At 62.0% G+C, this 19,258-nt stretch carries 17 protein-coding genes and 1 pseudogene; 11 read left to right on the forward strand and 7 right to left on the reverse strand.

Features of this window, described 5'->3' with window-relative positions; genetic code table 11:
* Positions 1–996: selenium-binding protein SBP56-related protein (locus QN219_RS22535; protein ID WP_284002246.1), on the reverse strand; the 996-nt coding region annotated here is incomplete at its 3' end.
* A 180-nt stretch (positions 997–1,176) separates the two neighbouring features.
* Here QN219_RS22535 and QN219_RS22540 point away from each other — a divergent pair.
* Positions 1,177–1,476: a DUF1905 domain-containing protein gene (locus QN219_RS22540; RefSeq protein ID WP_284002248.1), complete on the forward strand. Its 300-nt coding sequence runs from the start codon at positions 1,177–1,179 to the stop codon at positions 1,474–1,476.
* Between the two features lie 178 nt (positions 1,477–1,654).
* Here the strand turns inward: QN219_RS22540 and phnF are convergent, their stop codons facing one another.
* Positions 1,655–2,392 carry a phosphonate metabolism transcriptional regulator PhnF gene (gene phnF, locus QN219_RS22545; protein WP_284002249.1) on the reverse strand — a complete coding sequence of 246 codons (738 nt, stop codon included), beginning with the start codon at positions 2,390–2,392 and terminating at the stop codon, positions 1,655–1,657.
* A 110-nt stretch (positions 2,393–2,502) separates the two neighbouring features.
* On the opposite strand from phnF, the gene phnG reads away from it, so the two are divergent.
* From phnG to QN219_RS22580, 7 genes are all read left to right on the forward strand, one after another.
* Positions 2,503–2,976: a phosphonate C-P lyase system protein PhnG gene (gene phnG / locus QN219_RS22550; RefSeq protein WP_284002250.1), complete on the forward strand. Its 474-nt coding sequence runs from the start codon at positions 2,503–2,505 to the stop codon at positions 2,974–2,976.
* The gene (gene phnH, locus QN219_RS22555; protein WP_284002251.1) at positions 2,976–3,584 is read left to right on the forward strand and encodes a phosphonate C-P lyase system protein PhnH; all 609 of its coding nucleotides are present in this window, start codon (positions 2,976–2,978) and stop codon (positions 3,582–3,584) included. The genes phnG and phnH overlap by 1 nt, the downstream gene beginning before the upstream one ends.
* Before the next feature lie 2 nt (positions 3,585–3,586).
* Positions 3,587–4,693 (forward strand): carbon-phosphorus lyase complex subunit PhnI, encoded by a 1,107-nt coding sequence (locus QN219_RS22560; RefSeq protein WP_284002253.1) that lies wholly within the window; start codon positions 3,587–3,589, stop codon positions 4,691–4,693.
* A complete protein-coding gene (locus QN219_RS22565; protein WP_284002254.1) occupies positions 4,690–5,583 on the forward strand; it encodes an alpha-D-ribose 1-methylphosphonate 5-phosphate C-P-lyase PhnJ in 894 nt (297 codons plus the stop codon). The genes QN219_RS22560 and QN219_RS22565 overlap by 4 nt, the downstream gene beginning before the upstream one ends.
* Positions 5,580–6,356, forward strand: coding sequence for a phosphonate C-P lyase system protein PhnK (gene phnK, locus QN219_RS22570; protein WP_284002256.1), 777 nt, complete (start codon positions 5,580–5,582; stop codon positions 6,354–6,356). Before QN219_RS22565 ends, phnK begins: the two co-directional genes overlap by 4 nt.
* A gap of 65 nt (positions 6,357–6,421) precedes the next feature.
* Positions 6,422–7,129, forward strand: coding sequence for a phosphonate C-P lyase system protein PhnL (gene phnL, locus QN219_RS22575; protein WP_284002257.1), 708 nt, complete (start codon positions 6,422–6,424; stop codon positions 7,127–7,129).
* Positions 7,126–7,740, forward strand: a complete 615-nt coding sequence (locus QN219_RS22580; protein WP_284002259.1) for a DapH/DapD/GlmU-related protein — start codon at positions 7,126–7,128, stop codon at positions 7,738–7,740. Before phnL ends, QN219_RS22580 begins: the two co-directional genes overlap by 4 nt.
* Before the next feature lie 9 nt (positions 7,741–7,749).
* Here QN219_RS22580 and QN219_RS22585 read toward each other — a convergent pair whose 3' ends face one another.
* From QN219_RS22585 to QN219_RS22595, 3 genes are all read right to left on the reverse strand, one after another.
* Positions 7,750–8,319, reverse strand: coding sequence for a DUF922 domain-containing Zn-dependent protease (locus QN219_RS22585; RefSeq protein ID WP_405052188.1), 570 nt, complete (start codon positions 8,317–8,319; stop codon positions 7,750–7,752).
* Between the two features lie 199 nt (positions 8,320–8,518).
* Positions 8,519–9,058, reverse strand: coding sequence for a DUF992 domain-containing protein (locus tag QN219_RS22590; RefSeq protein ID WP_284002263.1), 540 nt, complete (start codon positions 9,056–9,058; stop codon positions 8,519–8,521).
* A gap of 271 nt (positions 9,059–9,329) precedes the next feature.
* Positions 9,330–9,875, reverse strand: a complete 546-nt coding sequence (locus tag QN219_RS22595) for a Pycsar system effector family protein (RefSeq protein WP_284002264.1) — start codon at positions 9,873–9,875, stop codon at positions 9,330–9,332.
* 157 nt (positions 9,876–10,032) lie between these two features.
* On the opposite strand from QN219_RS22595, the gene QN219_RS22600 reads away from it, so the two are divergent.
* Positions 10,033–13,653: a FecR domain-containing protein gene (locus tag QN219_RS22600; RefSeq protein WP_289624231.1), complete on the forward strand. Its 3,621-nt coding sequence runs from the start codon at positions 10,033–10,035 to the stop codon at positions 13,651–13,653.
* Entirely contained in the window at positions 13,653–15,641 is a 1,989-nt protein-coding gene (locus QN219_RS22605; protein ID WP_284002267.1) for an adenylate/guanylate cyclase domain-containing protein, read from the forward strand. The genes QN219_RS22600 and QN219_RS22605 overlap by 1 nt, the downstream gene beginning before the upstream one ends.
* A gap of 41 nt (positions 15,642–15,682) precedes the next feature.
* On the opposite strand, the gene QN219_RS22610 is transcribed toward QN219_RS22605, so the two are convergent.
* Both QN219_RS22610 and QN219_RS22615 read right to left on the reverse strand, forming a co-directional pair.
* Positions 15,683–17,077, reverse strand: coding sequence for an FAD/NAD(P)-binding protein (locus QN219_RS22610; RefSeq protein WP_284002268.1), 1,395 nt, complete (start codon positions 17,075–17,077; stop codon positions 15,683–15,685).
* 596 nt (positions 17,078–17,673) lie between these two features.
* A complete protein-coding gene (locus tag QN219_RS22615; protein ID WP_284002269.1) occupies positions 17,674–18,261 on the reverse strand; it encodes a hypothetical protein in 588 nt (195 codons plus the stop codon).
* Between the two features lie 452 nt (positions 18,262–18,713).
* Here QN219_RS22615 and QN219_RS22620 point away from each other — a divergent pair.
* A pseudogene (locus tag QN219_RS22620) lies at positions 18,714–19,258 on the forward strand (C4-dicarboxylate ABC transporter); the annotation flags it as partial.

The raw sequence follows: 19,258 nt of genomic DNA on the forward strand, positions 1-19,258 counted from the left end.
CCGGTCGTCCATCGAGAGGTCGATGTCGGTCACGAGCGGCGCGACCGCCTTGAAGCCCTTGAGCACGGGCGGCAAGAGGTCCGGGTCGGCGGGCTCGGCCGGAATCTCGATGACTTTCTTCACGGCCCATTGATCGCCGTCGCGATACCACGTCCAGATCGAGGCGGAGAGATCCTTAAGACTGATGACGCAGCCGACGAATCCATAAGCCTTGGTCGGATCATGTGCGGGACGCAGCTCGAAGACGAGCTGGTGCTCTTCGCCGAAGTCGATCTCCTGCACGTGCTTGCGCTTGTTGAGATCCCAGAAATGAAGCTTGCGGCCGTATTTCGAGCCGAGCAGCACTTCCGGAATGAGGCCGTTTTCAAACGTCTCCGGCGTGCCCCACTCACTGGTGATCATAGTGTCGTGACCGAGATGCCACCAGAAATCATAGGCGAGCTTCTGCGGTCCCCGATCCATCTCCCATTGCCCGAGCACATCGAAGCTGTCGTGGTCGAGGAGGAAGATGCCGCCTGGCGCATTGCCGTCGCGGTCGGCAAGCGCGTTGACGTAGATGCCCTCCGGTCCGCAATGAATCGTGTGCAGCCGGGAATAGTTTGCCTTCTCGGCAATTTCCGCCGGATCGATCACGCGGACGATCTGCGGATTTTTTGGATCCGGCTTGGTGTCGACAATATGAAGCCGAGACGACCTGAGACCGGGCACGACCAGATAGCGGCGCTCGACATGGGGATGGGGCGCATTGGGGCAAAGGCAGGATGAGCAGGCGTTCCAGCCGAAATGATGGAGTTCGTCGCCGACGTTCGGCATGTCGACCTGCCCGACGATCTGCGAATAAGTCGTGGAGTTCGGATCGACGTCGACCACGGCAATCGCGTCGGGACGCTGTCGCTCCGGATTGAAGGCCGCCACATAGGCAATGGTCTCTTTCGGAGCCTTTGCCGCCATGCGCGGAGATGGATAGAAGGAAGGATCGGGTCGCCACGTCGCCATTTCGTTTTCTCCCCCAGAGAAGACAATGCGTGGATCCTGATGCAAAGCTTGATGCATTTCGCCCAAAAGTGTGCAGCGGTTTTGGGACAACGACATGCATAAAGCAGTTTAGTAGATGCGGCAAAAACGCGTCGGAAATGCGGCCTCGTCGCCTAATTTCGGCGGCAAAGCGAGGGACACGTGACGGCCTTTGAGTTTGAAGCGGAACTATGGCTCTATCCTGGAAAGGGCGGCTGGCATTTCGTCACCCTGCCTGCGGAGGTCGCACAGCAAATCAAGTTCCTGACCGAACCGAAAAGGCGCGGATGGGGCAGCGAAGCGGTGATTGCGCGCACCGGCACGACCGAATGGACGACCTCGATCTTCCCGGACAGGGCCTCGGGTTCATTCCTCCTGCCCGTAAAGGCCGAGGTTCGGCGACGGGAGAAGCTCGCCACCGGGCAAGCGATCCGGATCGCGTTGATGCTGGACAGTGCGTAGATCGCGACGACAGTCGTCGCAGCAACCTTATTATTGGCACCTCATCCTAGCCCTCTCCCCGCAGGCGGGGAGAGGGGGCTGAGAGCGGAGCGTCGCCGCGAGTTCTCTTCGCCCCGCTTGCGGGGAGAAGGTGCCCGGCAGGCCGGATGAGGGGCATTTATGGGACCTGCCGCCCTGCCTACGTCTCGATCCTGAGCTTCATACGGTCGGCGGCAAAGCGGGTGCGCGAATATTCGACCGGCTTGCCGTCGAGATCGGCGTTCACCGATTGCGCCTCCATAACGATCGCACCGGGTGAAAGCTGCAAGAGCGAAAGCTCTTGGGCCTCGGCATGCCGCGCGACGAGTTCGGTCGAAACGCGAACATAGTCGTCAAGCCCATGCGCGGCAAAAGCCTTGGTAACAGAGCCAAGCAGCGCATATTCCTCGGCCATCCTCGGAAAGCGGTCGGCAGGGTAATAGCTGACCGACGTCGACAGAGGCCGGCCGTCGCCGCTGCTCACCGTCCTGAGTTCTATGAGCAGGGAGCCGGGAGAGACTGCAAGGGCGGCCCCAATCTCGCCGCTCGCCGGCACTTCCGCATGGCCAAGCAGCCGCGTGCCGATCTCCTTCACCTGTCGGCCGAGCCCTTGCGAAAAGCGGGTCCGCCGCGAGATCGGATAGCTGACGCGATCCTTCCGCTCGATCATCGTGCCGCGTCCCTGCACCGCGCGGACAAGGCCTTCGTCCGCCAGCGCCGCCAGGGCGCTGCGAACCGTGTGGCGATTGACGCCGAATTCCTGCGCGAGCACCGTTTCCGGCGGCACCATGCCGGTCGCGTCATAATCGCCGTTGCTGATCGAAAGCCGGATGCGGTCGGCGATCTGCCGCCAGAGCGCCACGCCGGTCTGCCGTTCGACGATTTTCTTCAACGCCATTCTCTTCACCCCATTTTCTCCGCGAATGTCACAAGCCTGTCATTTGCGGGAGCTAAGGAAAGGTATAAGATGTACAGTTGTCTAGATCAATAGACATTTAGGATAAAACGATGAGCGCCACTGAGAAACTTGAAGACCTCCCCGAAGAGGCGGCCAAGCGCAGGGAAGCCATGCGGCTTCTGGCGCGCGCCAGCCTCGCCGAACTGGAGACGGCCTGGGAAGCGATCGCCGACAGGCCGGAAATCTTCGCGGTCCGCGGTCCGGAAACGGGTCTTGTCATGGTCCGCGGCCGGATCGGCGGCGGCGGCGACGCCTTCAACCTAGGCGAGGCGACCGTGTCGCGCGCCACGGTCAGGCTCTCCAGCGGCGAGATCGGCCACGGCCAGCTGCTCGGCACCGACAAGGAACGCGCCCGCTACGCCGCGATCTTCGATGCGCTTCTCCAGACCGAAAGGCATCGCCCCGCGGTCGAAGCCCTGCACCGGCTGATCGCGATCCGCATCGATGCGGAAGACCGCCGCAAGGTGGAGGAAACCGCCGCCACCCGCGTCGACTTCTTCACCATGGTCCGGGGAGACGACTGATGGCCGCACAATCGCAAATCTATGCCGGCGCCTTGGCCGATCCGGTGTTTCAGGCGCAGTCCGTATTTCGCACCCTGATGGATGGCTTTGCCCGTCCGGGCACCGTTACCAGCTTTGCGGCGCTTGCCGCTCCGCCCTCGCCCCTCGGCAAGGCCAGCGGCGCCGTTGCGCTGACGCTTTGCGACCACGACACGTCCGTCTGGCTCTCGCCAGCGCTCGCAAAGTCCGCAGTCCCGCAATGGATCGCCTTCCATACCGGCGCGCCGGTGACCGAAACGAAGGATGACGCCCGCTTCGCCTTCATCGAGAAGGGCGGTGCCGTGCCGAGTTTCGATCAATTCGCGCTCGGCACGCAGGAATATCCCGACCGCTCGACTACGCTGGTGATCGAGGTCGAAGCGCTCACCGGCGGCCGGCCGTTTATCGCCAAGGGACCGGGGATCAAGGATGAGACGGCCATCGCGCTGGAAGGCCTGCCCGATCTCTTCCTCGATTTCTGGGCTGCCAACCGGGCGATCTTCCCGCGCGGCATCGACCTCATCCTGACGGCGGGCGACGCGGTGCTCTGCCTGCCGCGCACGACCAAACTCTCCGCCAGGGAGGCATAATCATGTACGTAGCCGTCAAGGGCGGGGAAGCCGCCATTGCCAATGCCCACCGCCTGCTCGCCGATCGCCGCCGCGGCGACCGCGCGCTGCCCTCGATCACCATCGAGCAGGTCGTCGAGCAGCTCGGCCTCGCCGTCGACCGCGTGATGGCCGAGGCATCGCTTTATGACCGCGCGCTTGCCGCCCTTGCCATGCGCCAAGCGCGCGGCGACATGATCGAGGCGATCTTCATCCTGCGTGCCTATCGCACCACGCTGCCGCGCTTCGGCTATTCAGAACCGATCGACACGGCGAAGATGAAAGTCGAGCGCCGCGTCTCGGCCACCTACAAGGATCTGCCCGGCGGCCAGCTTCTCGGCCCCACCTTCGATTACACCCACCGCCTGCTCGATCCTTCGCTCATCGCAGATGAGACGGTCGCAGAGCCGGTAGTGAAAGAGCCCGGCGAGCATGTCATGCGCGTCTCCGACATTCTCGATGGCGAGGGCCTCATCGAAGGCGACGGCCGGATGCCGGAAGGTCACGTGATGGGCGACCTCACGCGCGAGCCGATGGAATTCCCGATGGCACGCGACCTTCGCCTGCAGGCGCTCGCCCGCGGCGACGAAGGCTTTCTGCTGGCACTCGCCTATTCCACCCAGCGCGGCTACGGCCGCACCCACCCCTTCGTCGGCGAGGTCCGGATCGGCGAGGTCGAGGTCGAACTGGACCTGCCGGAGGTTGGCTTTGCCGTTTCGCTCGGCGTCATCCGCGTCACCGAATGCCAGATGGTCAACCAGTTCAAGGGCTCGGCCAAGCAACCGCCGCAGTTCACCCGCGGCTACGGCCTCGTCTTCGGCCAGAGCGAGCGCAAGGCCATGTCGATGTCGCTTGTCGATCGGGCTCTCCGCACCGACGAGTTCAGCGAGGATATCGTCGCCCCCGCCCAGGATCAGGAATTCGTCATCTCGCATGCGGACAACGTCCAGGCGACCGGTTTCGTCGAGCATCTGAAGCTGCCGCACTACGTCGACTTTCAGGCCGAGCTCGACCTGGTGCGCCGCATGCGCCGCGACTACGAGGCCGCCAACGGGAGCGGCGAGGAAGGCATGAAGGAGGCCGCCGAATGAACGACCTTGCCACCTACAATTTCGCTTATCTGGACGAACAGACGAAGCGGATGATCCGCCGCGCGATCCTGAAAGCGATCGCCATTCCTGGCTACCAGGTGCCCTTCGCCTCGCGCGAAATGCCGATGCCCCACGGCTGGGGCACCGGCGGCGTACAGGTGACCGCCTCGATCCTCGGGCCAGACGACGTGCTCAAGGTCATCGATCAGGGCGCCGACGACACCACCAATGCCGTCTCGATCCGCGCCTTCTTCCAGAAGGTTGCCGACGTCGCCGTCACCACGAAGACGAAGGAGGCGACCATCATCCAGACCCGCCACCGCATTCCCGAGGAGACGCTGAAGGAAGGCCAGACGCTCGTCTATCAGGTGCCGATCCCCGAACCCTTACGCTTCCTCGAGCCGCGCGAGACCGAGACGCGCAAGATGCATGCGCTCGAGGAATATGGCCTCATGCATGTAAAGCTCTATGAGGATATCGCCCGCAACGGCCACATCGCCACGACCTACGCCTATCCGGTCAAGGTAGAGGGCCGCTATGTCATGGACCCGTCGCCGACGCCGAAGTTCGACAATCCGAAGATGCACATGTCGGAAGCGCTCCAGCTGTTCGGCGCCGGCCGAGAAAAGCGCATATATGCGGTGCCGCCCTATACCGAAGTGGTCAGCCTCGACTTCGAGGATCACCCCTTCGAGATCCAGAAGTTCCACAAACCTTGTGCGCTCTGCGGCGCCGAAAACGTCTATCTCGACGAAGTGGTGCTCGACGACAAGGGCGGGCGCATGTTCGTGTGCTCCGATACCGACCATTGCGAAGACCGGCGCGCACACGGCCATGCCGGACACATGCTCGCCCGCCCAACGCCAGAAAGCCAGGAGGCCGCAGAATGAGCGCCGTTCCGCTTCTAAAAGTCAACGACGTCTCGAAGTTCTACGGCAGCCGCATCGGGTGCCGAAACGTCTCCTTCGAGCTCTACCCGGGCGAAGTGCTGGCGATCGTGGGTGAATCCGGTTCCGGCAAGACAACCCTGCTTTCCTGCCTCTCGACCCGGCTGATGCCGACCTCAGGCATCGTCGAATACCACATGCGCGACGGGCAGTACCGCGATCTCGCCCGTATGGCCGAGGCCGAACGGCGCTTCCTAATGCGCACCGACTGGGGCTTCGTTCACCAGAACCCGGCCGAGGGCCTCAGGATGACGGTATCGGCCGGTGCCAATGTCGGCGAGCGGCTGATGGCCATCGGCGACCGGCACTACGGCAATATCCGAGCCGCCGCCTGCGACTGGCTCACCCGCGTCGAGATCGACGAGGACCGGATCGACGACCAGCCGCGCGCCTTTTCCGGCGGCATGCGCCAGCGTCTGCAGATCGCCCGCAATCTCGTCACCTCCCCTCGCCTCGTCTTCATGGACGAGCCGACCGGCGGCCTCGATGTCTCGGTTCAGGCCCGCCTGCTCGACCTCGTGCGCGGGCTCGTCCACGATCTGGGCCTCGCGGCGATCATCGTCACGCACGACCTCGCCGTTGCCCGTCTTCTGTCGCACCGGATGATGGTGATGAAGGACGGCGCGGTCATCGAGCAGGGGCTGACCGATCGCGTGCTCGACGACCCGCGCGAGCCTTACACCCAGCTTCTCGTTTCTTCGATTTTGCAGGTCTGACGCATGATCCCGAAAAGTGGAATCCGGTTTTCGGACAAGATCATGCGCAAAGGAAAGTGAAAGTCATGGCTACTCCCCTTGTTGTTTCAGAAGTCGCCAAAAGCTTCACCATGCACTTGCGCGACGGCGTGCGCCTGCCGGTGGTCGCGAATGTCTCCTTCTCGGTGAAAGCCGGCGAATGCGTCGTGCTCGGCGGCCCCTCCGGCGTCGGCAAGAGCTCGATCCTCAAGATGCTCTACGGCAATTACGGCGTCGATGAAGGCCAGATCCTGATGGAACACGACGGCCGATTGGTAAATCTTGCGACGGCAGAGCCCCGCATGGTGCTCGAGGTGCGGCGCACGACGCTCGGCTATGTCAGCCAGTTCCTGCGCGTCGTACCGCGGGTCTCAGCGCTCGACATCGTCGCGGAACCGTTGCAGGCGCGCGGTATCTCAGTTGAAGAGGCACGGGAACGGGCGGCGGAATTGCTTGCCAAGCTCAACCTGCCGAAGGAACTCTGGGGCTTGCCGCCGGCCACCTTCTCAGGCGGCGAGCAACAGCGAGTGAACATCGCCCGCGGTTTCATCACCGACCACAAGATCCTGCTGCTCGACGAACCGACCGCCTCCCTTGATGCGAAGAACCGCGCCGTCGTGGTCGAGTTGATCGCCGAGAAGAAGGCGGAAGGCACTGCCCTGGTCGGCATTTTCCACGACGAGGAAGTGCGTGACGCGGTCGCCGACCGCATCATCGACGTATCCGAATTCTCGCCGAGGAAGCAGGCGGCATGAGCCAGAAACTTGGGCCCGAACCTTTCGTCCACCCGAGCGCGAGCGTCGTGAATTCGACGCTCGGCCGCTACACGGAAGTCCAGGAGCGCTCGCGTCTCGACGAGGTCGACTTCGGCGACTATTCCTACGTCATGCAGGACGGCTCGATCTGGTGCGCAACGATCGGCAAGTTCGTCAATATCGCCGCCTCGGTACGCATCAATGCCACCAACCATCCGACCTGGCGCGCGACGCTGCACCATTTCACCTATCGCGCGCCGAACTATTGGGACGACGCCGACCTCGACCACGATCTCTTTGCCTGGAGGCGCCAGAACCGGGTAACGATCGGCCATGATGTCTGGATCGGTCACGGCGCGACGATCCTGCCGGGGGTTTCCGTCGGCAACGGCGCGGTAATCGGCGCCGGCGCCGTGGTCTCCAAGGACGTCGCCCCTTATACGATCGTCGGTGGCGTTCCGGCAAAGCTCATCCGCGAGCGGTTTACGGCCGAGATCGGCCGAGGCATGGATCGGCTCGCCTGGTGGGACTGGGACCACGCGCGGCTCAGGCGTGCACTCGACGATTTCCGCCATCTGACCGCCGAGGAATTCCTCGTCCGTTACGGTTGATCCACGATTCTACTGCCCGTTCACCAGCTTCAGGATAAGCTGGTGAACATTGCCGCCGTCGCTCATCTCGACCTGGTCGAAATCACGACTGCGCTGCCGCTGGGCGAGAGAAAGCGCGCCGAGGCGCTTGGTCAGTTCCGATCTGATTTTGCGGCATGCCGGATCATCAGGAACTGTAAGGCCGACGGACACGCTTTCGATCTGGCGCACCATGTCCTTGATGAAATCGCCATGTACCCGTTCGTGCTTCTGCACGCCGGCGATGAACGTGTCCCAACTCTCCCGCGTTTCCGCCGGCAATGCTTTTGTGGGCTTCGGCAGCATATAGGTGATCGTAAGCTTTGGACGCGCCGTCGAGAGAACGCAGGCATCGCCCTGCGGCTCGTATTTTCGCGTCCAGGTCAGCTTGAAATCCGTGTGCGCTATCGCGCGGACCGGGCCCAGCTTCGGCCCATGCTCGCCGATCGACGCGTAGAGCTCGGCGCCAGTTTCTCCCGAAATGGCATAGGACTGAACCTTCTCGACCGCCTGCCACTCGGCGCGCGCGACGGCAGGCAGTGCCACGACGCAAGCCGCCAACAGACAAGAACGAACGGCTGCCCCCACGCGATTCCCCCTGCAAAAATCGATACGACACTCTGTACGTTCGTCGCTGCCGAACGAAACCGGTAGCGACGGACTTTCAAGCAATTCCAGGAAAGTAGCAGTTTTCAGTCAGGAGTTGCGGATTCCCAAAGAGTTAGATCATTTCACTGTTTCGATGAAGCGGGGAAATGATCTAGTTGACGGCGTTGAGCGTCATCGACGTGCCGGCAGCAGCGATATTCAGCCCGAGCTGACCGGTTACGCTGATCGCCTGCAGATGGATCGAGCCGGCCGTGCCGCCGACGAGCACATTTGCACCAACGCCGGCGCCGACGGTCGCCTCGGCGGACGCACCCTGGTAGATGCCGCCGAGCGATCCGCGGTGATAGCCGGCGGTCGGCGCCAGCACAGCCCAAATCAGCCGGCTGCGCGTGGTGAATCCGACGTCGATACCGAGCTTCCTGATCTCGCCCTGATAGTGATCCGAAGCCTCGCCAGCGAGGGTGGACCGGAAGACGCAATCAACTTCCTTTGCCGAGCCAAGAACATAGCCGGCACCGCCGCCGATATTGCAGTCGAGATATCCGATCTTCACGCCACCATGCAGATCCGGCTCCAACGCCGGCGCCGGCGCTGGAGCCGGATAGCCTGGGAAGTCGGCAGCATTGGCGGCCATCGTCCCCGCGAGGACCAGCGCCGCGACGGACGCCTTCACGGCAAAACTCTTCTTCATACATGGTCTCCTTTTCGGAATCGGCAGCGGTGGCCGGCGCTCGATCGTTCAGCGAACTACGCGCAGGAAGGGGTGGGCAGACGGTAGGAGTCGCACCCTTAGTTGCCGATTGGGCTTTTCCAAGGCAAAGCCAGGGACGCACCTCCGGTCGACAATCCCTCGCGAACAATCGAAAAGCGCGATCTATCTGTGTCCAAAAGCGTTTTCCACAACGTCACATGAACTTAAGAGACGCTCGCCGCCCGTCGAGACGCTATGCTGCAGACCGATGTTAGCCCGTCACCAGGATCGCCACATAGGCAAGCACCGTGACAATCAATCCCCGAAAAGCGAAATTGACGAAGCGGTATTTGCTGCACGCGATCGACGCGAGGGCGTCAGCATTCTCGATATATTGCTGAAACAGATAGGCCGTTTCGCCGCCTGTCGCCGCTTTGCGAAACGTATCGCGGTGCGACAGCCAGCCGCCCCAGAAGAGTGTCGTCGACGTCGCGCTCTTTCGCGGCAGAACGACGAGGATCGCCGAAATGATCGAAAAGATTGAAGCAAGCGCCAGCGATGCCGATAAAATCATCGCCAACGGATCATCGCCGAGATAGCGTTGCCAGGTGAACACGTTTCGTCCCTCGGCCGAGCTGATCAGGAAGGCAAACATGAACGTGAAGATATAGGCCGCCTTCTGGTCCGACATCTTTATTTGATCGTAGAAGACGTCATTGATCTTCCGGATATGATCGTAATAGGCGCTTGGCCCGAGCTCCAGCGGCAATACTTCATCCGAAAGGTCAATGTTGTATAAATTTTCGCTAATCCCCATTTACACCAGCCCCCTCACACTGTTTCCCTCTTAATACACCGTAGCGACAAAAAAGGCCGTCGCACCACAGGGAACTTGACTTTTTTCTCCTAAAAATCCACTGGATTCGTAAGGCGAGGTGGGGAACTCGGCAGTGAGGGGAAAGTTATCGGGGGTCATGCTTGCCGCCATGGCGCTCTTTGCGCCGTGGCCGACGTTTGCCGAACCGATACCGCGACCGGCGCCCGCAGCCGGCTCCGTCATCGCCCGCAAATCCGGCGAGGAGGTTCGCTTCGTCGACGTCTCCAACTGGCGGGTCGTTGACCTCGCCCAGGACCTGCTCACCGGCGATGTCCTGCGCACCAACGCGGTGGGCGCGCTCGCCGTCCTCTTCAGAGACCACACGCAGATCCGGCTCGGACGCAACACCGCCATGCGGGTCAAACAGATCGGCGCAGGCGGCTCCAACCTGGAATTGCAATCAGGCACGATCTGGGCACGTGCCGAGCGTGGCGGTGAAGGCCTGGTGATCGACACACCCGCCGCAACCGCCGCCATCCGTGGGACGGACTGGACGCTGACCGTCGGCGGCGACGGCAAGACCTCGCTCGTCGTGCTCGAGGGTGTCGTCGAGCTAAGCAACGCCTATGGTAGCGTGACCGTGAAGCAGGGCGAAGGCGCCGTGGCATCGATCGGCAGCGCGCCGACCAAGATCGTGATCGTCACGCCAAAAGACCGCGAGCAGATGCTCTTCCATCTGTCGCTGCGCGATGCCTTCGTCTGGATGCCATCGACGCCGCTCAGGGTTGCCGATATGCGGCGCGAACGCGCGCGCATCGAGTCGATGCCCGAGGCAGCTCGATCGGCGGAAGACTGGCTGACGCTCGCGGAGATCTACCTTCCGCTCGACGGGCGGGAGAAGGCTCGGGCGGCCCTTTCGCAGGCGCGCCGCCACGGTCTCTCGCCCTCGCAATCGGCGCGCGCGGATCTCATTGAGGGTCTGATCGCCGGTTCGGAAGACCGCTACGAAGAAGCCGCAAAGCTCTTCGCACGGGCGGCTCCCGGGCTCGATGCCAAACGACGCTCCATTGCCTCCTATGGTGGCTATTTCGCCCGCGCTCTTGCTAATCCCGACCGGGTCGAAGAGCCGCCGCGTCAAGCCACTGGTTCTTACGGCACGTTGGCCGAGGCGTGGACCGCGGGGTTCCGCACCGACATCCGCGCCGCGATCGAGACGATCAAGAAGGCGGAAAATCGGTATCCCGACGATCCCATGCTGCCGGCTGCCCGCGCTTTGTTCGCAATGCTTCTTTACGATCGGGAAGAAATGCGAAGCGGCATCGAGAGGGCACTGTCGATCGATCCGGAAGATCCGACGGCGCTTGAAGCGCGCTCCAATTACCGCTTCTATGTCGAAAATGATCGCGAAGGTGCACAGGCCGACCTCGAACGCGCCCTGGAGATCGCACCGGGCTACGCGCGTATCTGGAATTCGCTCGGTCTTATCCAGGGGATCCGCGGCGACAATCGTGCGGCAGAGAATGCCTTCAGAAAGGCTATCGCCCTCGACCCCGGTGACCCGCTCTATCATGCGAACCTCGCCATCCAGTATCTGGACGAATACCGTATGGAAGAAGCCAAGCGCGAGATCGACGCGGCACTGGCCGCCGATCCGTCCTTCGACCTGACGCTCATCGCGCGCGGCCGTTACCATTTACAAAACGGCGATCTCGACAAGGCAGTCAACGACTTGCTCGCGGGCGCGACGGCCAATCCTTCCTATTCCAATGCCCAACTGCTGCTCGCCGCCGCACATTATGAGAAGGGTGATCGCATCCCGGCGGCCCAGGCCCTCGAAAACGCCGACAGGCTCGATCCGAACGATCCTGTCGTCTCGCAGGTGCGTACGATAATTGCGATCGATGAGTATGATGCGGATGCGGCCATCCGCTATGCCCAGGAAACCATGCGGCGCACCCGCGCCAAAGGTGGCGACACGGCAGCTCTGGGCGCCAACCAGGAAGCGGGCTCGACGCTCAATAACGCCTTTCGTCTGCAGGGTCTCGACGCCTGGGGGCAATACTACGGCGATGCCGTGTTCGATCCGTTTGTCGGTGCGGCCTATGTGGATCAGGCAATCCGCGGCAGCATCAATCCTCTGTTCAATGCATATGATTTTGACGGCAGTCCGGTCGCCAATTCGCAAAACCCATCGAGCTTCTCGGCCTTCTTCCAGGGACTTTTGATCGAACCGCATATGTTGGCTGACCGCGCACGCGCGGCCGACCTGTTTCAAACCCCCTTCTTCGAAGTCGACCTCGGCGGCGGTGTCGTGGCGGACGAGGATCACGCCGGTTGGGTCGGTGAAGCCGAAGTCAGGGGATTCACCTTCTCGCCATTCCCGATCAGCGTGTTCGGCAATTTGCAATGGACGGAGCCGCACGATACCGTCGACCTCGGAAGCAGCCTCGAGGTCGATCGTGAGTCACGCCTGATCAGCGGCAGCGCCTATCTGACCGCAACCCCATCACCCGACGATCGGGTGGTCGCCTTCTTGAGCATGGCGGACGTGGATGACAGCCGGAATATTTTCGACATTCCGGATCCGGACATATTCCCACTTACCGCCGACCAGCTGAACAACGACAGCGGCTCGAGCCTGATCTCCGGCGTCGCCTGGAGTCATACATTTGGATATCAGAATATCGCCAATGCCGCGTTCTTCTTCAGCGACCGGGAGGTCGATCAAGCCTCGAAGCTGGTTTTCTCGGACATCCCGTTTCCCGATCTTGTGCACCTGAGGAGTGAGCAGAAGGAAACGAGCTACATTGGGGCGTTGAACCACCTTTACGGAGACGGTGACCTGACGTGGCGCTATGGCATTGAGGCCGGCGCCGTCCGGTCGGAAGCGAAGGCGGAGTATTACGATCTTATCCCTCCTCCGACGCCGTCCAACTCCACGAGTTTATCCGCCACCACAGGGGTCATGAGGGCCTATGTCGACGGCCTGTACGAGATCACGCCGGACCTGAAGGTGGAGGGCGCGCTCTTTGCGCGCTACATCGAGGACGTCAACGACGACAATATTCGGCTTGAACCGAAGCTCGGTGTCGCCTGGACGCCGGCCGAGGGCCATTGGCTGCGCGCAGCCGTTCAACGCGAGGGCTACAATTTCGGCTCCGCCACCCTCGCGCCCATTGGCATCGTCGGCCTCCAACCGAACCAGTTCCTCATCGGTACGGAGGGTTATGCCGATACCCTCGCCCTGCGATGGGATGCAGAGTGGAGCGACTGGCTTTTCACCGCGGTCGATTACCAGCATCAGGAAATCCGCAACGGCTCGATCGCGATTCCGTTTTCCATTTTGTTCATGCCGAACGAGTTCGATTTCGACAGGGCCAGAGTCGACCGCGTGGCGCTGACGGCCAACATGGCGCTCGGCCATGGCCTCGGCCTGTCGGCGACTGCTGCCCGCACCGAAAGCGAGGACCTCTCGACAGGGAGCGGTGGCGACCTCCCGTTCCTGCCGGAAAACTCGGGACAGGTGGCACTGACCTGGGTCAGCACCGCCAACGTGAGGACGACGGTCGCAGCAAACTATATTGGCGAGCGTTTCGGCGGCACCACGACCCTGGACGACTTCTGGACCCTCGACGCATCCCTCCTATGGGAGCCCTTCGACAAACGGTTCGAAGTGGAACTCGCCGGTTTCAACCTGCTTGACGAAGAGTTCGAGGTGCGAGACGGCCTCCCCGGCTGGGGGCCTACCGTCAAGGGCACCGTCAAAGTGCGGTTCTGATGAACGCTCCCGCTCCAGCGCTCGTCCCCCAACGCTTTTCCGCGGCAATCGATCGAATTCGCCGCTCCACGCGGCGGATGAAGCTTGCCGTCTTGACCACCTTCGTCGCCGCCCTCGTCTCGCTTGTCTCCCTGACGGGCAGCTGGTCGCTCGTCGATCTGCGCGCCTATGACTATCTCTCGATTATCGGCCGGCCCGCGCTTCCTGAAGATGGTCCCATTATCGTCGCGATCGACGAGCCATCCATGGCGGAAATCGGCAGCCAATGGCCCTGGCCGCGCGCCCTGCATGCCCGCCTGATCGAATCCTTGAGGCGCGCCGGCGCGCGGGCGATTGCGCTCGACGTCATCTTCGCCGAGCCGGCCGCCGCCCCGGAAAACGACACGGCGCTGGCCGAGGCCCTCGGGCCCGACGTCGTGCTTGCCGGCGATCAGTCGGTGATCGAGACGCCGCAGGCCGACCAGTTCGTCCGTACAGAACCCCTGCCGCTTTTCACGGGCAAGGGAGCGAAAATGGGCATCGCCTCTGTCAATCTTAGCGGCGACGGTACGCTCAGGCAGATTCCACCCTACACGGACGGCTTCGCTGTGACGCTCGCGACCGTCGCCGGAGCAGACCCGGCACCGCCGCCGAGGAGGGCCCTGATCCAGACCTTCGGCCGGGCGCGCACCTATCCGACCGTTTCCTATTACCAGGCACTCGATCCGGAAAATTTTCTGCCGCCGGGCACCTTTCGCGATCGCGTCGTCATCGTGGGGCTGAGCCTGCAGAATGCACCGACGCTCGCGGAGGGCGGAGTGGATGCCTTCGCCACCTCCGACACGGTGTTTTCGCGCGGCCTCGTCGCCGGGGTCGAAATCCAGGCGACGATCTACGACAATCTCGTGCACCGGCTGTTCATCAAGCGATCTGGTACGACGATTGCCATACCGGCGATCATCCTTGCCGCCTTGGCGGCGGCTCTGGCAGTCTCCAGATCGACGAGCTGGAGGACACTCGGCTACGGCGCCGTTGCCATCACCCTGATCTTCCTTGCAAGCTACGGCCTGATGCGCCTCGGCCATATCTTCGTCTCGCCGCTCGGCCCCGCGCTGGCTTTCTTCGGCGTGGCGGTCGGACAGGCGGGTCTCGACTATGCGGAGGAACGCAAACGGCGGCGGGAGATCACACGCGCTTTCTCGCAATATCTCTCGCCCGCGCTCGTCGAGCGGCTGGCGCAGGATCCTTCGCAACTGAAACTCGGTGGTGAGAAGCGCACGCTATCGATCCTCTTCTGCGACGTTCGCGGCTTTACGACGATTTCGGAAGACATGAAGAACGATCCGGAGGGGCTGACGACGCTTATCAATCGGCTGCTGACGCCGCTGTCGGAGGCCGTGCTCAACCGGAGCGGCACGATCGACAAATATATCGGCGACTGCCTGATGGCCTTCTGGAACGCTCCGCTCGACGACCCCCATCATGCCGTCCACGCCGTTGAGGCGGCGCGCGACATGCTCGCCGCGCTTGACCGATTGAACGCGGAACTGGAAGCCGAAGCACGGGCGGCAGGACGCCCGCCGAAGACCTTGCGCATCGGAATCGGCATCAACACCGGCGATTGCATCGTCGGCAACGTGGGTTCTGCCCGGCGCTTCGACTATTCGGCGCTTGGTGATGCGGTCAATCTCGCGTCGCGTCTGGAAGGGGCGTCGAAGGATTATGGCATCTCGCTGCTGCTCGGGGAGCGCACGGCGAAGCTCGCGGCGGTGAAATTTCCGATCGCCGAAATCGACCGGATCACCGTGAAGGGGCGAAGCGAGGTCTCGCCGGTGTTCACAGTCGCCGATGGTGCCAACGAGGTCGCGCTCGAACGCCACCGCCATTTTATCGAAGCGAAGTATCGAGGCTCGGTTAGCGCCGAGGACCCGCTGTTCGAACAGCTCAAGACGGAACTGCCGTCGCTTGAACGCTACTACGAACGTGAACGCGAACGGCTTTTGCATTAGGAATTCCAGACGGGAAACCGCGCACACCCATCCGGCCCTAATCAGGATGTGCGTTTCGCTGCTCTCGATGGCGCAGCCCGCAACGTCGCGGCGATCGCGCTTGCCACGCTCTTCGCCTGGACCCGGATATCCGGAACCGCCGTGATTTCCCAGAACTGACCGGCAGTCAAAGCGCCTACCGCATAAAGTCCCGGCTGCGGCTCTTCCTGCAGACCAAGCACACGGGATTCCGTGTCGACAGAAAGACCGAGGCCGAGCTCGTCGGCGGTAATCAACCCCTGCCGCTGCATTTGCCGAAGCAGCGGCGAGTGCTTGACGCCGGCTCGCTCCATGCCGGTGCAGTTGACGATCCAATCTGCATTGAACGATCGGGGCTGGCGGCTTTGCCTTTCTCTATAGGAGACCAGTGCACCGCGGGGGCCTTCCCGGATCGTCTCCAGAAAGCCGGCGTGGACCGTGACGATGCCATCCCTTTTCAACGCGTCGACGCGCGAAGATATCTGCGGGGCAATCCGATGGCGATGGATGTTCCACCACGCGAGGCCGTGGCGCAGGAAGCGGGCGCGTTGCTCTTTCGTCAGTTGCTGCCACAGCTCTTGCGTCACTGGTCTCAAGCCATCCATCAGGCCGCGCCAATCGGCTCCGTCGCGAACCTGCATGCGGAAGCCCGCGAGCAAGGCACTGATTTCTCGCGAACGCCCAAGCTTTGGCTCGACGGCCGGCGCCCGACGATCTGCCGGCGGATGCGCATGCGGAAGAAGCCCACGGCGCGACAGGACGCGGACTCGCCCCCGGTGACCGTGAACCCTCAATGCAAGCACCTGATCGATCATCGTCAAACCGGATCCGAGAATGCAGATCGTGTCGCTGGGGCCAACCTTCGAGAGCCAGCTCAGCCGCCAGGGATTGCGCACGATGCGCCTTTCGACACCAGCGTCGATTTTTCCCGCCGGGAGCGGCAGATCGGCATTGCCGATGCCGAGACAGAGCACAACGTTTCGCGCGCTCAGTTCAGCACCATTGTCGAGATGAAAGACAAGTCCCGCCTCGCTGCATTGAACGCAATTTGTCGCCTTGGCCTTGACAAAATCCACTCCCGCGCGGTGCTCGTGACCGCGCAACAGCGACGCCAGCCGGTCGCGGAGATAGAGGCCATAGTCTCCGCGCGAAGCAAAACCGTCCGCGGAAACCTGTTTCATATGCTCTTCAAGCCATTCGACAAAATCGTCGGGCTTCTCCGGAACGACGCTCATGCGCCCGGCAGGGACATTCAACCGATGAACATAAAACTCCGTCCGATAGGCGGTGCCCCTTCCAAACCCGGGGTCGTCGCCGACGACCGCGATGGAAGTGGAGGCTGGCAGCAGATGGAGCAGATTGATCGTCACCGCGATCGCCGAAAACCCCGAACCGACAACTGCGACATCGTAGAGCAAGCGCGCCTCCTGATCCGTTGTCCCTTGCAAGTACCCGAATGCGTAAGGCGTCCGCCAAGACCGACCCGAAGTCCCTGCACAAATGCTCAGCACGGACAATGGTTTCGCTTCTTGATGATTATTTCTACAGAAATTATCAATCTCGCGAAAGGCTGTTAGCTGAGCGGAATTCGAAAAGCGTGCGCGGTATTCCCGCCGGCATCCTGCGTCGTGATCTGTTGCTGCCTCTTGGGCGCATGACTGCGCCAGAGGTGACTGCAGCGTGGATCACATGAGAGTATCAGAGCGACGGGCCAAGCCCATGGCGGCAGCTATGGTCGCCCTGGAGATGGGTGCCGGCACGGCAGCAAGTGCGGTTCGCGGCGATTCATCCGGCTGCGCCGAAGCTCCATGAATTCAAGCAGATAGAAGTCATCCGAGCCGGGGCCGCGGGGGTTGGAGAGGAGTTCGGCAATGCGCGCTGCATCTTCACGCGCCCTGCGGCGGTCACGATCTTTTATGCCCAATTTGACGGCCCCCAATTCTCTGGCGACCTTATTACGTCTACGTGTCCCGATCCTCTTTGTGCCGCCGCAAGCTTTGGTCTACAAAACACGTCATCCGATGAGTTCGGCTTGGGAACAGCGCTCCGGATCGATCCGCCTCGTAAGGGCGGCGATGTGGCGCGCATGCATACGCGCGGCGACAAGCTGAACGAGGCTCGGGCCTACGGCTGCCTTGCCGCCAGCGCCGTCGAGCTTGTTACCGATTAGAAAGCGGTAGGGGAGCTCCGCCACGATCATGCCAAGCTTCATCATTTCGTACGCCAGTTCCTTGCGCCAATCTTCCGGATCTTGCGATTCAGCGCCGGGCACTACGAATACGGAGCCCAGCTTACCGATGAAAAGCCGGTATTCCGGTGAGTTGGCCGCCTGTCTAAGAAAGCGGATCACCTGGATGGCGTCGCTCGCGTCGCGCAGGAGCAGCAATATACCGTCGACCTCAAAAAGATCCTCGGACCGCGCAAACTCGGGGATCGCGAATTCCTCACGAGCTTCCTCCTGCAAATCAACGGCGTAAAGGCCGCCGAGAGCCTTGATGGTAACAGTACCTCCACCCTGGATCGCACCTTCGCAAGCCGAGCGCGATATCGCACCCATAAAGCTCGACATGGTGATCGGGAGAATCAGAATGTTCGTCGGCATAGCGTTAGAATTCCTTGGCGAGGGGAGGGGTGGATCACTCCAACACCGGCGCTGATGATGCGCGTGGTTTTCGGCATTTAGTGTCTCGCAGGGGACAGCCGCCACAGCTTGAACGTGCATGGCCGAAAACATACGGAGATTGGCAGGAATACCCCGTAACAAGCACACAAGCAGCCTGAAGCCGCGGCCGGTTCGCTTCAATCGAGGCTCTCCCAGAACGCCGGACTGGGCCATTCTCGCCGGCGGGGCCGATCCCGATTGATGGCGGTCACGGCGAATACAGAGCAACCATGGAGCGGTTCCACGACGCCCTGAATGCGCCTGTTGCCGTCAGGGGAGACCGGTGGCCGAAAACATATCCGATGAGTCTGAAATCGTCCTGTTAGTTCCATTTAAGACATAGGCGTTGCGTGTTTTAATCCTGTCAGCATCTTTTCAGACAGGAGCAGCCGATGACCATCCAATCCATCAACGTTTCGAACAGTAAGCCGCTGACCAGGCGTTCGATCTCCCAGCTCCCAATCAACCTGTTCGGCTCGGTGATGGGCATCACCGGTCTGAGTCTGGCGTGGCGCGAAGCCACCCACTCCATAGGATTGCCGGGTCTGCCCGGCGAATATATCGGCTGGCTCGGCACCTTTATCTTCCTGGGCCTCGCAGTCGGTTATTTCGCCAAGTGGATCCTGCACCCCTCTCACGTCTCCTCGGAGTTCTCGCATCCGATCCAGAGCAACTTCTTCGCCACGGTCGCTATTGGCCTGCTTCTGCAATCGGCCTTCCTGAACCGCTACAGTCCGCTCGTCTCGCAAGGCGTCTGGATAGCTGCTTCCGCCCTGACCTTCGCCTTGGCCTATGTCGTCACCAGAGCTTTCCTTGGCCGGCAACAGTCGCGTGAAACGACGCTGCCGCCGCTGCTCATCCCGGGCGTCGCGACGCTCGATATAGCCGTGACCGGTCATGCCATGCCGTTTTCCTGGGCGCATGAAATGAACATGTT

It is taken from the genome of Sinorhizobium sp. 8-89 (genome assembly GCF_030124325.1).
Classification (GTDB): domain Bacteria; phylum Pseudomonadota; class Alphaproteobacteria; order Rhizobiales; family Rhizobiaceae; genus Sinorhizobium.